This window comes from Pseudoalteromonas sp. C12FD-1, assembly GCF_037414265.1.
Taxonomy (GTDB): domain Bacteria; phylum Pseudomonadota; class Gammaproteobacteria; order Enterobacterales; family Alteromonadaceae; genus Pseudoalteromonas.
Genome location: NZ_JBBEVD010000063.1, coordinates 257550 through 272886, shown reverse-complemented (window position 1 = coordinate 272886; position 15337 = coordinate 257550). Strand labels below are relative to the sequence as shown.

11 protein-coding genes and 6 tRNA genes are annotated in these 15337 nt (G+C 40.1%); 14 read left to right on the top strand and 3 right to left on the bottom strand.

What is annotated here, in order from left to right; all coding sequences use genetic code 11:
- Positions 1 to 9: 9 nt before the first annotated feature.
- Positions 10 to 85 (bottom strand) — tRNA-Val (locus WDB87_RS09745).
- Between the two features lie 144 nt (positions 86 to 229).
- Positions 230 to 305: transfer RNA gene (locus WDB87_RS09740), tRNA-Val, on the bottom strand.
- A 960-nt stretch (positions 306 to 1265) separates the two neighbouring features.
- Between WDB87_RS09740 and WDB87_RS09735 the strand changes: the two genes are divergently transcribed.
- The 5 genes from WDB87_RS09735 (at position 1266) to WDB87_RS09715 (ending at position 2849) form a co-directional block, all read left to right on the top strand.
- Positions 1266 to 1341, top strand: a tRNA-Ala gene (locus WDB87_RS09735).
- 36 nt (positions 1342 to 1377) lie between these two features.
- Positions 1378 to 1453, top strand: a tRNA-Glu gene (locus WDB87_RS09730).
- A 141-nt stretch (positions 1454 to 1594) separates the two neighbouring features.
- Positions 1595 to 1670: transfer RNA gene (locus WDB87_RS09725), tRNA-Glu, on the top strand.
- Between the two features lie 174 nt (positions 1671 to 1844).
- Positions 1845 to 1920: transfer RNA gene (locus WDB87_RS09720), tRNA-Glu, on the top strand.
- Between the two features lie 662 nt (positions 1921 to 2582).
- The gene (locus WDB87_RS09715; RefSeq protein WP_286244799.1) at positions 2583 to 2849 is read left to right on the top strand and encodes a DksA/TraR family C4-type zinc finger protein; all 267 of its coding nucleotides are present in this window, start codon (positions 2583 to 2585) and stop codon (positions 2847 to 2849) included.
- A 37-nt stretch (positions 2850 to 2886) separates the two neighbouring features.
- Here the strand turns inward: WDB87_RS09715 and gloA are convergent, their stop codons facing one another.
- The gene (gloA, locus tag WDB87_RS09710) at positions 2887 to 3285 is read right to left on the bottom strand and encodes a lactoylglutathione lyase (RefSeq protein ID WP_286244798.1); all 399 of its coding nucleotides are present in this window, start codon (positions 3283 to 3285) and stop codon (positions 2887 to 2889) included.
- 887 nt (positions 3286 to 4172) lie between these two features.
- On the opposite strand from gloA, the gene WDB87_RS09705 reads away from it, so the two are divergent.
- The 9 genes from WDB87_RS09705 to WDB87_RS09665 all read left to right on the top strand — a co-directional run bounded on the left by WDB87_RS09705 (position 4173) and on the right by WDB87_RS09665 (position 15067).
- A complete protein-coding gene (locus WDB87_RS09705) occupies positions 4173 to 5051 on the top strand; it encodes an NAD(P)-dependent oxidoreductase (RefSeq protein WP_337849762.1) in 879 nt (292 codons plus the stop codon).
- A 146-nt stretch (positions 5052 to 5197) separates the two neighbouring features.
- Positions 5198 to 7456 carry a chondroitinase-B domain-containing protein gene (locus tag WDB87_RS09700; RefSeq protein WP_337849761.1) on the top strand — a complete coding sequence of 753 codons (2259 nt, stop codon included), beginning with the start codon at positions 5198 to 5200 and terminating at the stop codon, positions 7454 to 7456.
- 5 nt (positions 7457 to 7461) lie between these two features.
- Positions 7462 to 9672: a heparinase II/III domain-containing protein gene (locus WDB87_RS09695; protein WP_337849787.1), complete on the top strand. Its 2211-nt coding sequence runs from the start codon at positions 7462 to 7464 to the stop codon at positions 9670 to 9672.
- 11 nt (positions 9673 to 9683) lie between these two features.
- Positions 9684 to 10028 carry a cupin domain-containing protein gene (locus tag WDB87_RS09690; protein WP_055016656.1) on the top strand — a complete coding sequence of 115 codons (345 nt, stop codon included), beginning with the start codon at positions 9684 to 9686 and terminating at the stop codon, positions 10026 to 10028.
- A 3-nt stretch (positions 10029 to 10031) separates the two neighbouring features.
- The gene (locus tag WDB87_RS09685; RefSeq protein WP_286244795.1) at positions 10032 to 11339 is read left to right on the top strand and encodes an MFS transporter; all 1308 of its coding nucleotides are present in this window, start codon (positions 10032 to 10034) and stop codon (positions 11337 to 11339) included.
- Between the two features lie 58 nt (positions 11340 to 11397).
- Positions 11398 to 12330, top strand: coding sequence for a sugar kinase (locus WDB87_RS09680; RefSeq protein WP_286244794.1), 933 nt, complete (start codon positions 11398 to 11400; stop codon positions 12328 to 12330).
- A 64-nt stretch (positions 12331 to 12394) separates the two neighbouring features.
- On the top strand, positions 12395 to 13012 hold the full coding sequence (gene eda / locus WDB87_RS09675) for a bifunctional 4-hydroxy-2-oxoglutarate aldolase/2-dehydro-3-deoxy-phosphogluconate aldolase (RefSeq protein ID WP_055020383.1): 618 nt from the start codon (positions 12395 to 12397) through the stop codon (positions 13010 to 13012).
- Between the two features lie 13 nt (positions 13013 to 13025).
- Positions 13026 to 14108 carry a class II fructose-bisphosphate aldolase gene (gene fbaA, locus WDB87_RS09670; protein WP_286244793.1) on the top strand — a complete coding sequence of 361 codons (1083 nt, stop codon included), beginning with the start codon at positions 13026 to 13028 and terminating at the stop codon, positions 14106 to 14108.
- Positions 14105 to 15067 (top strand): class 1 fructose-bisphosphatase, encoded by a 963-nt coding sequence (locus WDB87_RS09665; protein WP_286244792.1) that lies wholly within the window; start codon positions 14105 to 14107, stop codon positions 15065 to 15067. Before fbaA ends, WDB87_RS09665 begins: the two co-directional genes overlap by 4 nt.
- The last annotated feature ends 270 nt before the right edge of the window (positions 15068 to 15337 follow it).

The following is a 15337-nucleotide window of genomic DNA, read 5'->3' as shown; positions in this document are numbered from 1 at the left end:
TTCTAAGAATGGTGGGTCGTACTGGACTTGAACCAGTGACCCTCGCCTTGTAAGGGCGATGCTCTCCCAACTGAGCTAATCACCCACATACAAATCAATACGCTACTATTAAAAATAGTACTGGACTTTAACCAGTGAACCCCAGCCTCTTTTACTAAAAGCGCTGATGCTCTTTTTCTAACTGAGCTAACAACTCAAATAGAAGTTTAGATGTGTACACTTAATAAAGTGGTGGGTGATACTGGACTTGAACCAGTGACCCTCGCCTTGTAAGGGCGATGCTCTCCCAACTGAGCTAATCACCCACATCTAAATAACATCGCATTGCTGCGTTGTTGTGGGGCGCTATTATAGATAGAGTTGCAAATGTGTCAACACTTGAATGATAAAAATGTGCTAAGTGAAGGTTTTATAAACAGTGTAGCGTGATTGGCGTTTACTTTATCATCAGATTTCAGTTGCTAGGGTAAATAAACAGCTAAATCTGAGCTAAGTGACTGCCTTATTTTTACATACAATAAAAAGTATTGCTTAAATAAGCTAATAAAAAGCGATGTTGAAATTGATAAAGTAAGTGTGGCGTTTTATCAAAATAAGATAAATGACTATATGAGGTTTTAAATTATTGAACTGGCATAGGGTACTTTTTAAAAGGTACGAACACGTTAATGGGCATAAGCAGTTATCTGTATTGCCATTAGTGCGAATAAACTTTAATTAACGCCATGGGTTGTTGGCGCAATGACAACAAAATAGAGCCTATTACCTAAACTGGATCATAGTGTTTAAAAAGAGCACGAATTATTTGCTAGCACTTTTAACGACGGCCTAATTCACTTGAATTTTTATATGTGTGTACAAGCAACTTAAAAAGGGAAGGGTTGAGCATTTAATAATAAGGTTATCGAATAGAGCCCTCGCATTTTAATAACACACTTAAATGCGGGGTTTAGCCTTGGTTTTAGTGCTTTTTTAACCTCAACTCAATTTGCATATAAATGTATACCTTTTATGTTAAACATTATTGCCTCATCAACGAGGTATAAAGAGGTAATTAATCTGTTAGTAGTGCTGTTAGATGAAGTACAGGCCAAATTTTGTCGAAATTGTATTTTTTAGCATGCTTGATAGCCAGTTTGTTGAAAATTAAACCATTTAAATAAAGTGGCATAAAAAACTGTTGACTTTATTTTTGGGGGTGCATAGAATGCGCCCCGCACTCAGCGATACACAACGTGTTAAACACGTTAGGTATTAAAAGGTTTGGGGCTATAGCTCAGCTGGGAGAGCGCTTCGCTGGCAGCGAAGAGGTCTGCGGTTCGATCCCGCATAGCTCCACCAAATCTTTGTGTATGTCCTAGGGTAGCAGTTTTCTGTGTCCCCATCGTCTAGAGGCCTAGGACACCGCCCTTTCACGGCGGTAACAGGGGTTCGAATCCCCTTGGGGACGCCATCTAACAAATAGTTAGGCGTGGTTTTACCAAGAGAATAGCGTAACACTTTAAGCTCGAGTCTTTATGTGTATTAAACGTATTACCTTAGCACCTCATGATATGAGTTAAACTTATCAATTGTCCTAGTGACACTTTTTAGTGTCCCCATCGTCTAGAGGCCTAGGACACCGCCCTTTCACGGCGGTAACAGGGGTTCGAATCCCCTTGGGGACGCCACTTACTATTTTAAGTGATGTATAAAGCAGTGTGACACCGCGCTCTCTATGCACGACGTTATCAAGAGTACTAATCTCTTGGGGACGCCACTTACTATTTATAGTAGGGTAGTGTTATTAAAAACTCGCCTGAAACGAGTCAAACCATTCAGTTGTCCTAGTGACACTTTTTAGTGTCCCCATCGTCTAGAGGCCTAGGACACCGCCCTTTCACGGCGGTAACAGGGGTTCGAATCCCCTTGGGGACGCCACTTACTATTTNAGTGTGACACCGCATTCTCTATGCACGACGTTATCAAGAGTACTAATCTCATGGGGACGCCATTTACTATTTTAGTAGTGTATAAATCCATTACAAAGCTATTACTTCCTCAGCGCTATCCAACGCATTAATTTCTACTGTTTATCCGTTAAAATTTTAGTTTTATACTTTTAATTTTCTTCAATATCTAAAAACCTATCTATTTAATTAATAATTACCTACGTATAATTTCTTTGATTTCAAGATCGATCCGCAATGACAATTATTCATTTACAGTGATAAATTTTTGCTAGCTGCGTTAAAATACATACCTATAACTGCATGTGTAAATAAAATGGGTAGTACAACGAATACCAATCAGCATTAATACTTAATCATTTTCAGGGGCTAAACGTTTCGCTACCTGTGTTAAAAAATTCTCATTTAAAACAACTAAATAGCAAAATTTCTGCCTTGCTATCAACACGTTTATCCATCCTCAAAATAGATCAATTAATTATGCGGATTGGTATAAATTACAAATTACTCTAAACCATATTTATTCATCTTTTAAATAGCTTACCCAATAAAGATCAGTACAAAGTATTCAGCATTTATAAAGCGCTGTGCTGCTAGCCTTTTAGTTTAATTTCTTATTATTAGGAGTTAATTATGGCAAGTGGTTGGGCGCGTGATGGCGCAATTCAAGATCAAATCGATGCAAGTGTTAACGACGCGGTGCAATATGCTAGGCAAAATTTAATCTCAGGCGCGAGTGCTGAATTCTGTGATGAGTGTGATTGTGAAATACCACAGGCACGCAGGTTAGCGCTGCCTGGTGTTAGGCACTGTGTGGCGTGTCAAAATGAGCTTGAGGCTAAAGGTAAGGGCGTTGCTGGCGTAAACCGCCGAGCAAGTAAAGATAGCCAACTAAGGTAAAGGTGCGACTAGGCACCTTTTTGATAAATTTTATTGCCTAGTGAGCTTTGTTTTTCTTTTTCTGAATAAGCTCAATTGAATAGCCATCAGGGTCTTTCACAAAAGCAATTTCTGTTGTGCCACCTTTTACTGGTCCCGGTTCTCGGCTGACATTTCCACCTGCGGCCTTTATGTCATCACATGCCTTGTATATATCGTCAAATTCAATAGCTATATGACCATACGCATTACCAAGATCGTAGCTATTTTCATCCCAATTATAAGTAAGCTCTAAAACAGTATTACTATCCTCTTCACCATATCCTACAAAAGCTAATGTATAACGATACTCTTCGTTGTCAGAACGGCGTAATTCTTTCATTCCTAAAACCTGTGTATAAAAAGAAAGCGACTTTTCTAAGTCGGCTACACGCAACATTGTGTGTAATAAACGCATTTAGGTTACCTCTGTGAGTTTAAATTTAAATAGGTGTGGGGCATAGCGCCTTAATGGAGTACCTATAACCGCATTGCAAAGGCTAGAGCCTGCTATATACCTAGGGACTTATTTTACCTTAATTTCGAATAATAAGTTTATTTTAACCAGCTATTGCCGCACAAGTGTGCTTTGCCTTCACTGAAAACCTCAGTTTGTAAAATAACAGTACCATTTAATACGTAAGTAAACTTCTAGACCTGAGTTCAGGCTATTTAAGCTAAATGTGGGCAAGGCTCGGCATTTACAACCACACATTGCCATAATATTAACCACACTAGATTAATGGTATTACCAACGATAGGCTAGCGCACAGTGTTTTTATAGCCACGCTATTTATACGAGTTTATAAAGTTGTTGTAACTTATTGGTCAACCTATTTTTTATTAAGCTATAACCAAAGAGGGCAAAAGTGCAGTGAATTAATTTGATTTCGATTTATTGTGTAACTATATGTTTATTAAGTTAATTTAATTTAATTAAAATAAATTGTAAATTACCTTGGTTTACAAAGTTAACTTATTGGTTGACAAGATTGGTGTATGGTAATACAGTTTTTACATACCAATTGGTAAGCTGCTTGGTTTTAGCTTCTCCAAGGTATTAATAAATAATCAAAGCAATGCTAAGCATAACGAAATAAATACGTAACCGGTCAACAATACACAGCGTTTAATTACTCTGTTTTTATTCGCTCAAATGGTAATAACGCGGCGGGTTACCTATTCAAACGAGCATGCTCAGGGTTACTTTAGCAAATTGAACTAAACGACACAGCGTACCTATTTATGGGGTAAATCATTACTCGTACTCATAAAAGCACGCGCCATCATATTTAGGAGTTATTCATGTCTAAACCAGTAATCGGTTTTATCGGCCTTGGCTTAATGGGCGGCAATATGGCCGAAAACTTACAGAACAAAGGCTATGAGCTTGTTGTTATGGATTTAAACAGAGATGCGGTTGCTGCATGCGTTAGCAGAGGCGCAAAAACAGCAAGCACTGCAAAAGAGCTCGCACAAGGTGCAGACATAATTATGTTTTGTTTAACAACATCTGCAGTTGTTGAAAAAATTGTCTATGCAGAAGATGGTATTTTAGCGGGAATTAAAGAAGGCGCGGTATTAATTGATTTTGGTACATCAATTCCTTCATCAACTAAAAAAATTGGCGCCGACTTAGCTGCTAAAGGCGCAGGCATGATTGACGCACCACTAGGACGTACTCCAGCACATGCTAAAGATGGTCTATTAAATATTATGGCTGCGGGCGATATTGACACGTTTAATAAAGTTAAACCTGTACTTGAAGACCAAGGCGAAAACGTATTTCACCTAGGTGAGCTAGGCGCAGGTCATACAACTAAGTTAATCAACAATTTTATGGGTATGACCACAGTATGTGCTATGTCACAAGCGTTTGCTGTAGCAGATAAAGCCGGTGTAGATCGTCAGCAACTATTTGACATTATGTCGACAGGGCCTTCTAGCTCTCCATTTATGCAATTTTGTAAAAACTACGCGGTAGACAATGTAAGCGACCTTGGTTTTTCAATTGCTAATGCAAACAAAGACTTAGGCTACTTCCTACAAATGGTTTCAGACCTTGGGACTGAATCAAAAATTGCCGAAGGGTCATCGGCTAATTTACAAGCGGCATTTGATGCAGGTATGGGCCAAGGCAACGTGCCAGAAATTTTTGATTACTTTAAAACTCTAGAAAAATAATACCAACAACATTGGGTGCTTTAACTAAGTTAAAGCACCAAAACACACACAACATCAATTGGCTAGATTTAATCTGCTTTGTGCAATGAGTGCAGCATTACTTTTGATAAGGCATTACTTCCGGTCACACTGAAAAAGAGTTATCTATGCGTTTAATTAATATAATAAAGCTTAGCCTAGTTCTTATTGGATGCACATCCACACAATTGGCAGCCAAAGATTATTTTGTAGACACTAAACAAGCTTTTCAAGAAATCTCTGACAAACTCGTTGCCGGCGATAAAGTAACTCTCAAAGACGGTACGTGGTCTAATTTCGAAATTTTATTACAAGGCCAAGGAACCAAAAACGCCCCTATAAAGCTTACAGCGCAAACCAAGGGTAATGTTATTTTATCAGGGCAATCTAATTTAAGACTGGCGGGTTCGTATTTAGAAGTGTCAGGACTTGTATTTAAAAATGGTTATACGCCTAGCTCAGCCGTTATTGAATTTCGTAAAAATAAAGATGAGCTTGCTACTCACTCCCGCGTAACACAAGTCGTTATCGATAACTACAATAATCCCGATAAGCGTGAATCAGACTATTGGGTGGCTCTGTATGGTAAACACAACCGTTTTGATCACAGTCACTTAGTAGGTAAACGTAACAAAGGCGTTACGGTAGCTGTAAGGCTTAATAGTGAGCAAAGCCAACAAAACCACCATCAAATTGATCATAACTTCTTTGGCTATCGTCCAACTTTTGGATCTAACGGGGGTGAAACACTGCGCATTGGTACTAGCCACTATTCATTAAGTGATTCATTCACTCTAGTTGAAAACAACTACTTTGAACGTACTAACGGCGAAGTAGAAATAATCTCTGTTAAGTCAGGTAAAAACCACATTCGTAATAATGTGTTTTTTGAGTCTCGCGGCACACTAACGCTACGCCATGGTAATGGCAATATTATTGAAGAGAACGTTTTTTTTGGTAATGGTGTAGATCACACAGGTGGCATTCGCATAATTAATAAAAACCAAACAGTAAAAAATAACTACCTAGAGGGTTTAACAGGCTATCGCTTTGGGAGTGGTTTTACGGTTATGAACGGCGTACCTAACTCACCAATAAATCGCTACCATCAGGTAGAAAACGCGACAATTGAAAACAATACCTATGTAAATGTGCGTCATATACAACTGGGTGCGGGTAGCGATAGCGAACGCAGCGCTGCGCCAATTAATAGCGTAATGAAAAATAATCTTATTATTAATCAAAATGGCGAGCAGCCTTTTACAACATTTGATGATGTAAGCGGTATTAAATTTAGCAAAAATGTAGCTAACACCCAGGTATTAAAAGAGTTAAATTACGGGGTTAAACAACAAGATGTAACACTCACTAGAGCTAGTAACGGTTTACTTTATCCTAAATCAAACAAAATAAGTGCAGGTGCAAAACGTGGTTTAAAGGTGCTAAAAAAGGCCGACACCGGCGTTAGCTGGTATCCAAAAACAGAGCAAGTCGTGGCATTTGATACGGGTAAAACTCACCAAGTTGAAGCAAGTGCAGATGCATTACTAAACGCAATTAATACTGCACAAACGGGCGACGTATTAGAGCTGTCTGATGGCCAATACGATGTATCTAAACTCGTTAAAATAACAAAAGTGCTTACACTTAAAGCTAAACATGCTGGTAAAGCTAAGTTGACTTACCAACGCTCTACATTATTTGAAATTCATGATGGCGGTAGCTTAAAGCTCGATGGCTTAGTTATCTCAGGTGAAAATGCCCCTGATGCTATTAATAATAGCGTAGTACGTACTAAAAAGTGGGGCATGGTCGATAACTACCGCTTTGAAATACACAACTCACAATTAACTAACCTTGATATTAACCACTCATTTCACTTTTTTGTAACGGGTAAAGGTGCATTGGCAGATGAAATCACGTTAGTCAATAACACCTTCAAAAATGTAACTGGCGATATATTACGTCTCAATACCGAAATAGAAGACTTAGGTATTTATAACGCTGAGTATGTAACACTTAAAAGCAACACCTTTGATGAGGTAGCCGGTGCTGTTGTTAAGTTATACCGAGGGGGAAGCGATGAGAGTACCTTTGGCCCGCATTTATTAATGACCAATAACACCCTAACTAAAGTAGGTTTAGGCAAGCGCAACAAGGCACAAGCAAGTGTGTATGCGCACGGTGTACAAGTAACAAATATTGCAAACAACAAATTTGAAAAATCTGCACCGGTTAAAATTGAGCACACGGTGGGTGAGCCCATTACAACCATTACAGATAACACGTTTGATGCAACAAAAGCACCAAACGTAAAAGAGTTACGTGTAGCGGGACCTCACACGGCAACGATTAAAAATAACAACGTTTTAAATAAGGTGAACTAACAATGATGAATTTAACCCAAAATAAGTCATTATTTAAAACGCTGGGGGTTACTGTAAGTGCCTTAGCTTTATCGTTAAACGCTTATGCTGCGCATCCAAATTTGGTTATAACCAATGATGATGTACAGCATATGCGCCAAGCAATCAGCAGCAATGGGCAGGGTAAGTTTGCCAACGCATTTGAAGCACTCAAAGCACAAGTTGATGAGCAAATTAAAGGACCTATAACGGTACCTGTCCCAAAAGATGGTGGGGGAGGCTATACCCACGAGCGTCACAAAAAAAATTATCAGCTTATGTATAACGCTGGTGTTATTTATCAGCTAAGCCAAGATGAAAAATATGCGCATTACGTGCGTGATATGTTACTTGCGTATGCCAAATTATATCCAACACTTGATGTGCATCCTAAGCGCAAAGTTAAGTCGCAAAACCCAGGTAAATTATTTTGGCAAAGCCTTAATGAAGCCATGTGGCTTGTTTATACCATTCAAGCATATGATTTAGTCCATGACGCATTGAGTGCTGCTAATATCAAAACCATCGAAAATGACCTACTACGCCCGGTATCGTTATTTTTATCACAAGGACAACCATCAACTTTTAACAAGGTACATAACCACGGTACATGGGCAACAGCCGGGGTTGGTATGGCTGGGTATGTGTTAGATGAATCTGAATGGGTTGAAAAGTCTCTTTACGATTTAGATAAATCGGGCGAAGGTGGTTTTATTAAGCAGCTAGACATGCTGTTTTCACCACAAGGCTATTACAACGAAGGACCTTATTATCAACGTTTTGCATTACTTCCGTTTGTAACCTTTGCTAAAGCTATTGAAAACAACGAACCGCAACGAGATATTTTTGAATATCGCGATGGCATATTACTCAAAGCAATTGATACCACTATACAGCTGAGCTACAACGGTTTGTTTTTCCCTATAAACGATGCCATAAAAAGCAAAGGTATTGATACGATTGAATTAGTTCAAGGTGTAACAGCCGCGTATGGCTTGACTAACGATACGGGTTATCTGGATATTGCTAAGTATCAAGATCAAGTGATCCTGACAGGTGATGGTTTAAAAGTTGCTCAAGCGTTGGATAAAAATAAGCAAACCCCTTATGTATTTAAATCGGTAGCGTTTGGCGACGGTAACGATGGCGAGCAGGGTGCATTAGTAGTAATGCGTACGCAAACCGGTGGCGACCAAGCACTTTTATTTAAACCTGCAGCACAAGGTTTAGGACATGGCCATTTTGATAAATTAACTTGGCAGTTTTACGACCACGGTAACGAAATTGTATCTGATTATGGCGCAGCACGTTTTTTAAATGTTGAGGCTAAATATGGCGGTCGTTACCTACCAGAAAACGAAACTTACGCAAAACATACCGTGGCACACAATACGGTTGTAATTGATGAAACCTCACATTTTAACGCTAATGTTAAAGTGGGTAATAACAATCATCCTACGCTTAATTTCTTTGAAACAAATCAATATGGGACAGTTTCAAGTGGGCAAATAAGCACCGCTTATAAAGGCGTTGAGCTTGAACGTACTTTAGCGTTAATTAATTTGCCTGAGCTTGAAAGTTCGCTCGCAATTGATATTTTTAATGTAAATGCAGATACCTCCCATAAAATTGATTTACCACTGCATTACAAAGGCCAATTAATTGATACCAGTTTTGAGCTAGTTGGTAACTCAAATAGTTTAGCTGCGCTAGGTGATAAAAATGGCTACCAGCACTTGTGGTTAAAAGCACAGGCGCAACCACAGCAAGGGTTAGCAAAGGTAACATGGTTAAATGACAATGGCCGCTTTTATACACAAACAAGCTTAGTCAAAGGAGATGAGTCATTTTTGTTCACACAAATAGGGGCTAATGATCCACACTTTAACCTTCGTAACGAAAATGGCTACATTCGACGTGTGGAAGGTAAAAAACAGCATAAATTTATTTCAGTACTTGAGCCTCACGGTGAATACAATCCAAGTAAAGAATATACCCTAGAGGCTGTAAGCCGTGTGTCGGCACTTAAGTATGACGCGCAAGAGCTCTTAGACCTAGTTGAAGTTAAAGTAAAAAATAACACTTATTTGGTTGCTATTAATAAAGCTGAAAAAGCAGCTAAGCACACATTCACATATCAAAATAAAGCATTCACCTTAAATGGCCGTCTTGGCGTTTATGCGATGAAAAATAATTAGGAGTAAACAGGATGCAAAAGCAAAGTCCACACTTTTCATTTGGTAACGAAACCGAGATTGAAGATTTAGGTAATGGCTTAAAACGCCAAATGCTTGGCTATAACGAAGAGCTAATGGCTGTAAAAATTTGGTTCTCAGAGGGAGCGATTGGTTATAACCATGCGCATAGGCATTCGCAAGTAACGTATGTAGTTGAAGGTGAATTTCACTTTAATATTGACGGTGTCACTAAAATCTTAAAAGCGGGTGATAGCTGTTTTATTCCTCCGTTTGCCGATCATGGTGCAACATGCCCAACTGGTGGTATTTTGATTGATACCTTTAGCCCAGCTCGCGAAGACTTTCTTGAGGAATAACCTATGAAAATTCAAGGCTTACGCTGGTGGGTCATCGTGCTGATTGCACTGGCTACCATCATTAATTACATCGACCGTCAAGCGCTTAGCGTTTTATGGCCAGACATTGTGGAAGAAATGTTCCCTGATGAATCTGCTTTAGAGCGTAAACAAATTTACGCAAATATTTCTATTGTATTCGTATTTGCTTATGCATTTGGCCAAGCTATTTTTGGCAAAATTTTTGATTGGGTGGGTACACGCTTTGGTTTTGTACTTTCAATTGGTGTGTGGTCTTTAGCCACGATTGCCCATGCATTTGCACAAGGGGTGCTTAGTTTAAGTATTTTCCGTGCAATTTTAGGTGTAGCCGAAGCGGGTAACTGGCCCGGTGCAGCTAAAGGTAATGCCGAATGGTTTCCAACGAAAGAGCGCGCTTTAGCGCAAGGAATATTTAATTCAGGTGCAGCCATTGGTGGCATCATTGCTATTCCGCTTATTGCATATTTAACAGTATATTTTAGCTGGCAAATGGTGTTTATTTTTGTTGGTGCGTTAGGTTTTTTATGGTTAGTGCCGTGGATTATTTTAGTAAAAGCGCCACCAGGCTCTCACCCTTGGATAAGTGAAGAAGAACGCGAGTACATTCTTACCGGACAACGACGCGTTGATGATAACGGCGATGTAACAAACGATGACGAAGAAGAGTATAACCCTTCAACGGGCGAGTTACTCTCTCGTAAGCAAAGCTGGGGTGTAATCATAGCCTCTGCAGCTATTGATCCTATCTGGTGGCTATTTGTTTTTTGGATTCCCATTTACTTAAACGAAGTGTACGGCATGGATGTTAAATCTATTGGTATTTATGGTTGGGTACCGTATGTAGGCGCTATGTTTGGTGCCTGGTTTGGAGGCTTACTTGCCCAAAACCGCCTTAAAGCAGGCTGGAATACTGATAAAACCCGTAAGCTGACCATCACATTAGGATGTTTGATTATGTTGCCGGCGCTGCTTGCAATGGCAAACCCCGGCGAGCCGGTAATCGCAGTGCTTATTATGGCTGTTATTTTATTTGGTTTCCAAACTGCTATCGGTAACGTGCAAACCTTACCAAGCGACTTACTCGGTAAAAAAGCGGTAGGAACGTTGTCGGGCTTCTCTGGCATGGCCGCTAAATTAGGTGCTGTAGGGCTTACGTCATTGGTACCAATTTTAACCGCTGATGGTAATTATACACCGGCGTTTGTAATAGGTGCATCGTTAGCGATTATTGCAATGGCCGCTGTATGGATTTTAATTCCAAAAATTGAACCATTAAAAAAGCCTAACTAAGTTGTTGGCAATGGCTGTGTTTTTCACAGCCATTTACTACCTAAGGTAAGTGATAATAATGAAAAATATTTACTTTATTGGCGAGTGCATGATTGAGTTAAGAGCGACAGTTCCCTCTACATTGCATCAGTCTTTTGCAGGTGACGTATACAATTCGGCAGTTTACTTAAAGCGCTGTTTTCCACAGATCACAACGTCAGTGATAACCGCTTTAGGGGAAGATAACTTAAGTAAAAAAATGCGTGAGCGTTTTGCAAGTGAACAATTAAATACAGACTATGTATTTGCTCATAAAAGTAAAGTCCCAGGCATGTATTACATAGAAACGGACGAGCAAGGCGAGCGCAGTTTTATTTATTGGCGCGATGACTCTGCAGCAAAAAAAGTGGTTGAATTTATTAGCCCTGAGCTAGTTAAGCAGCTGTCATCGGGTGATATGTTTTTCTTTTCGGGTATTTCTTTAGCTGTAATAGAAGAGCAAGCTAGAGCGCAGTTTTGGGACATAGTAAAGCAGCTAAAAGATGCGGGAGTAAAAATAGTATTTGACCCTAATTACCGTGCGCGACTATGGGATAACGTTGAGCAAACTAAAGCGCAGTACCATATTGCATTTAGCTTAGCTGATATTACATTACCCGGCGTTGAAGACCTAGAAACGCTATACAATGTACAAAGTGTAGAGGCGGTAATTGATTATTTAGCACCGTACAATATTAACGAAATTATAGTTAAAAACGGCCCTAATTCGGTGATTACAAAAGAGGCTAATGCAGTGCAAAGCCACAGTATTACACCGGTTGAAAACGTGGTTGATACCACCTCAGCAGGCGATGCGTTTAACGGCGTGTATTTAGGAGCGCGCTTAGATGGGCGCCCTATAAGTGATGCAGTTAAACTTGGTGCGCAAGCTGCCGGCGCTGTTATTCAGCAACCCGGAGCCATTGCTCCAAAAGATGTATTCCAACAAGCCATGGCTAAATCAGGCCTGTAACTGGCTAATGTACTCAATATATAACACTAAGTAGCACGATTATCTAAAATAAGGGAAACAACGAATGACTCGCTTTTCTGAACTAATGGCAGGGCAAACTCTGCTACCTATAATTCAAGCTGACACGCCAGAGCAAGGTGTAAACATTGCTAAAGCAATGGCTGAAGCAGGCCTAACATTGGTAGAAGTTGTTCTTAGAACAGATGCATCTATTGATGCGCTGAAAGCCATTAAGGAACAGGTTCCCCAGTTAAAAGTGGGCGCAGGTACCGTTATTAACGAAACCATTTTAAAGCAAGCGCTAGAAGCCGGCTCAGATTTTATAGTCACTCCCGCTGTATCGCCTACACTATTAAGTGAGCTGGTTAAGTGTAATGTGCCTGTGTTGCCAGGTGTATCAAATACCGGCGATATATTAATGGCGCTTGAATATGGTTTTGAAGAGCAAAAACTCTTTCCAGCTTCACTCGCTGGTGGTGCGCCGTTTGTTTCTGCTGTGTCGTCTGTATTTCGTGCAGTGAGCTTTTGTCCAACCGGCGGTGTAAGCGAAAAAAATAAAATGGATTACTTGTCGTTAAACAATGTATTTGCAGTAGGCGGTACCTGGGTTGCTAAAAAAGAATGGGTAGCGCAGGGTAATTGGCAAGCCATTACAGACTCTTGTATCGAGGCTTTAAAATAGCAAGGAGCAAAAAATGAATTATTTAGCCCCAACCATTGCACCAGGCGTTGTTGTTGGCGATGAAGTAAGCGAAGTGTATAAACATGCACGAGGGCATCAGTATGCATTGCCTGCTGTAAACGTGGTGAGCACATCGTCAATTAATGCCACCTTAGAGGCCGCAAAAAAAATGAAGTCGCCGGTCATTATTCAACTATCTAATGGTGGCGCGCAGTTTTTTTGTGGTAAAGGTTTAGCACTAGAGGGCCAGCAATCTGCTGTTGTTGGGGCAATAAGTGCTGCACAGTATGTGCATAATGTGGCTAAGCACTATGGCGTTGCTGTAATGCTGCACACAGATCACGCAGCAAAAAAACTACTGCCTTGGATCGATGGTTTACTAGAAGAAGGCGAAAAGTATTTTGCACAAACTGGCAAGCCGCTTTTTTCATCGCACATGATAGACCTTTCAGAAGAGCCGCTTGAAGAAAATATAGAAATTTGTGAGCGTTATTTAGCACGCATGGCAAAAATAGGAATGACACTTGAAATAGAGCTAGGGTGTACCGGTGGAGAAGAAGACGGGGTTGATAACTCACATCTCGACAGCTCTGCCCTATATACTCAACCCGAAGATGTAGCCTACGCTTATGAGCGACTTAGTAAAATAAGCCCTAATTTTATCATTGCAGCTTCTTTTGGTAACGTCCACGGCGTATATAAGCCTGGTAATGTAGTTTTAACACCTACTATATTACGTGATTCGCAAGCCTATGTAGCTGAAAAGTTTAATTTAGAGCATAACGCTATCAATTTTGTATTTCATGGAGGGAGTGGCTCGGAGCACAGCAAAATTGCAGAATCGCTAACCTATGGGGTGGTGAAAATGAATATTGATACCGACACTCAATGGGCGAGTTGGAGTGGGGTATTAAATTATTACCAAGAAAAACAAGAGTACTTGCAAGGCCAAATTGGTAACCCTGATGGCGAAGATAAACCCAATAAAAAACACTACGACCCACGGGTGTGGTTACGTCAGTCGGAGCAGCATATGGTGGCACGCCTGATCCAATGTTTTGACGACCTTAATTGTGTCAACAGGTATAGCGCATGAAAAGACTGAATAAAGTATTAAAAGAAGATGGGGTAGAAACCGATCTTATCATGTTAATTCGCACGATATTAGCAACCACAAAAGAGATAGCGTTTAGAGTAAGCCAAGGTGAGCTTGCCGGTGTTTTAGGGTCTACTCTTAACGAAAATATACAAGGCGAGGTGCAAAAAAAGCTAGATGTTATCGCCAATCAGTTGCTAAAAGATACTCTAATTGATGATGAGCTAGTAAAAACAGTGGCCTCTGAAGAAGAGGACAACGCAGTAGGTGCACACCCTAATGGTAAGTACATTGTAGCGTTTGATCCACTTGATGGTTCATCAAATATTGATGTTAACGGGCAAATAGGCACTATTTTTACCATTTACCCAGCGAAAGCTGACGTGCCTTACGATAGCGATGAGCAATTTAATCAACCCGGTACTAATCAGGTTTGTGCGGGCTACGTGTTGTACGGACCATCGTCGTTACTCGTGATGACCACTGGTGGGCCAACTCGCTGTTATACGCATGATTTAACCCACGGTGGCTTTTTGCTTACTAAGCCAGAACTTAAAGTGCCGAGTAAAAGCCGTGAGTTCTCGGTTAATATGGCAAATTACCGATACTGGGATGAAGCAACACAAGTTTACTTTGATAAGGTACTGTATACATCAGAGGAATTTGCTAAAAGCTCAATCCGCTATAATGCCGCTATGGTTGGCGATGTGCACCGAATACTATGTCGTGGCGGGGTATTTATGTACCCGCAAGATACGCGTGCTGGTAACGAAAACGGTAAAATACGGTTACTTTACGAAGCTAATCCACTGGCAATGTTAACAGAAAATGCAGGCGGAATTGCGACTTCTAAAGGCGTGCGTATTTTAGATATTAAGCCGGATGAGCTGCACCAGCGTGTGCCCGTTATTTTAGGCTCCAGTGAACCTGCTACTTATTTTAATTCAGCGGTTTATTAAAAAAGTGCATGTTAAATAATAAAGCTCTCAATATAGCCTCAAGTTATATACAGAGCTTTATTATTGAGCTGGTTACGCGCTAGATAGTCAAACGCTGTGGTTACGTCACTTCAAATATACCATTTAAGATTTCTTATTTACATATCATCGCATTAAGGCGATCACGCCCATACCTGCTACTCCCAGCTCCTTCTGCACTTAACAATTAATGCATAGTACTACCTATCGGTAAAACCAATTGTTCATAAAAGTTGTTTTTTTATCTATTCG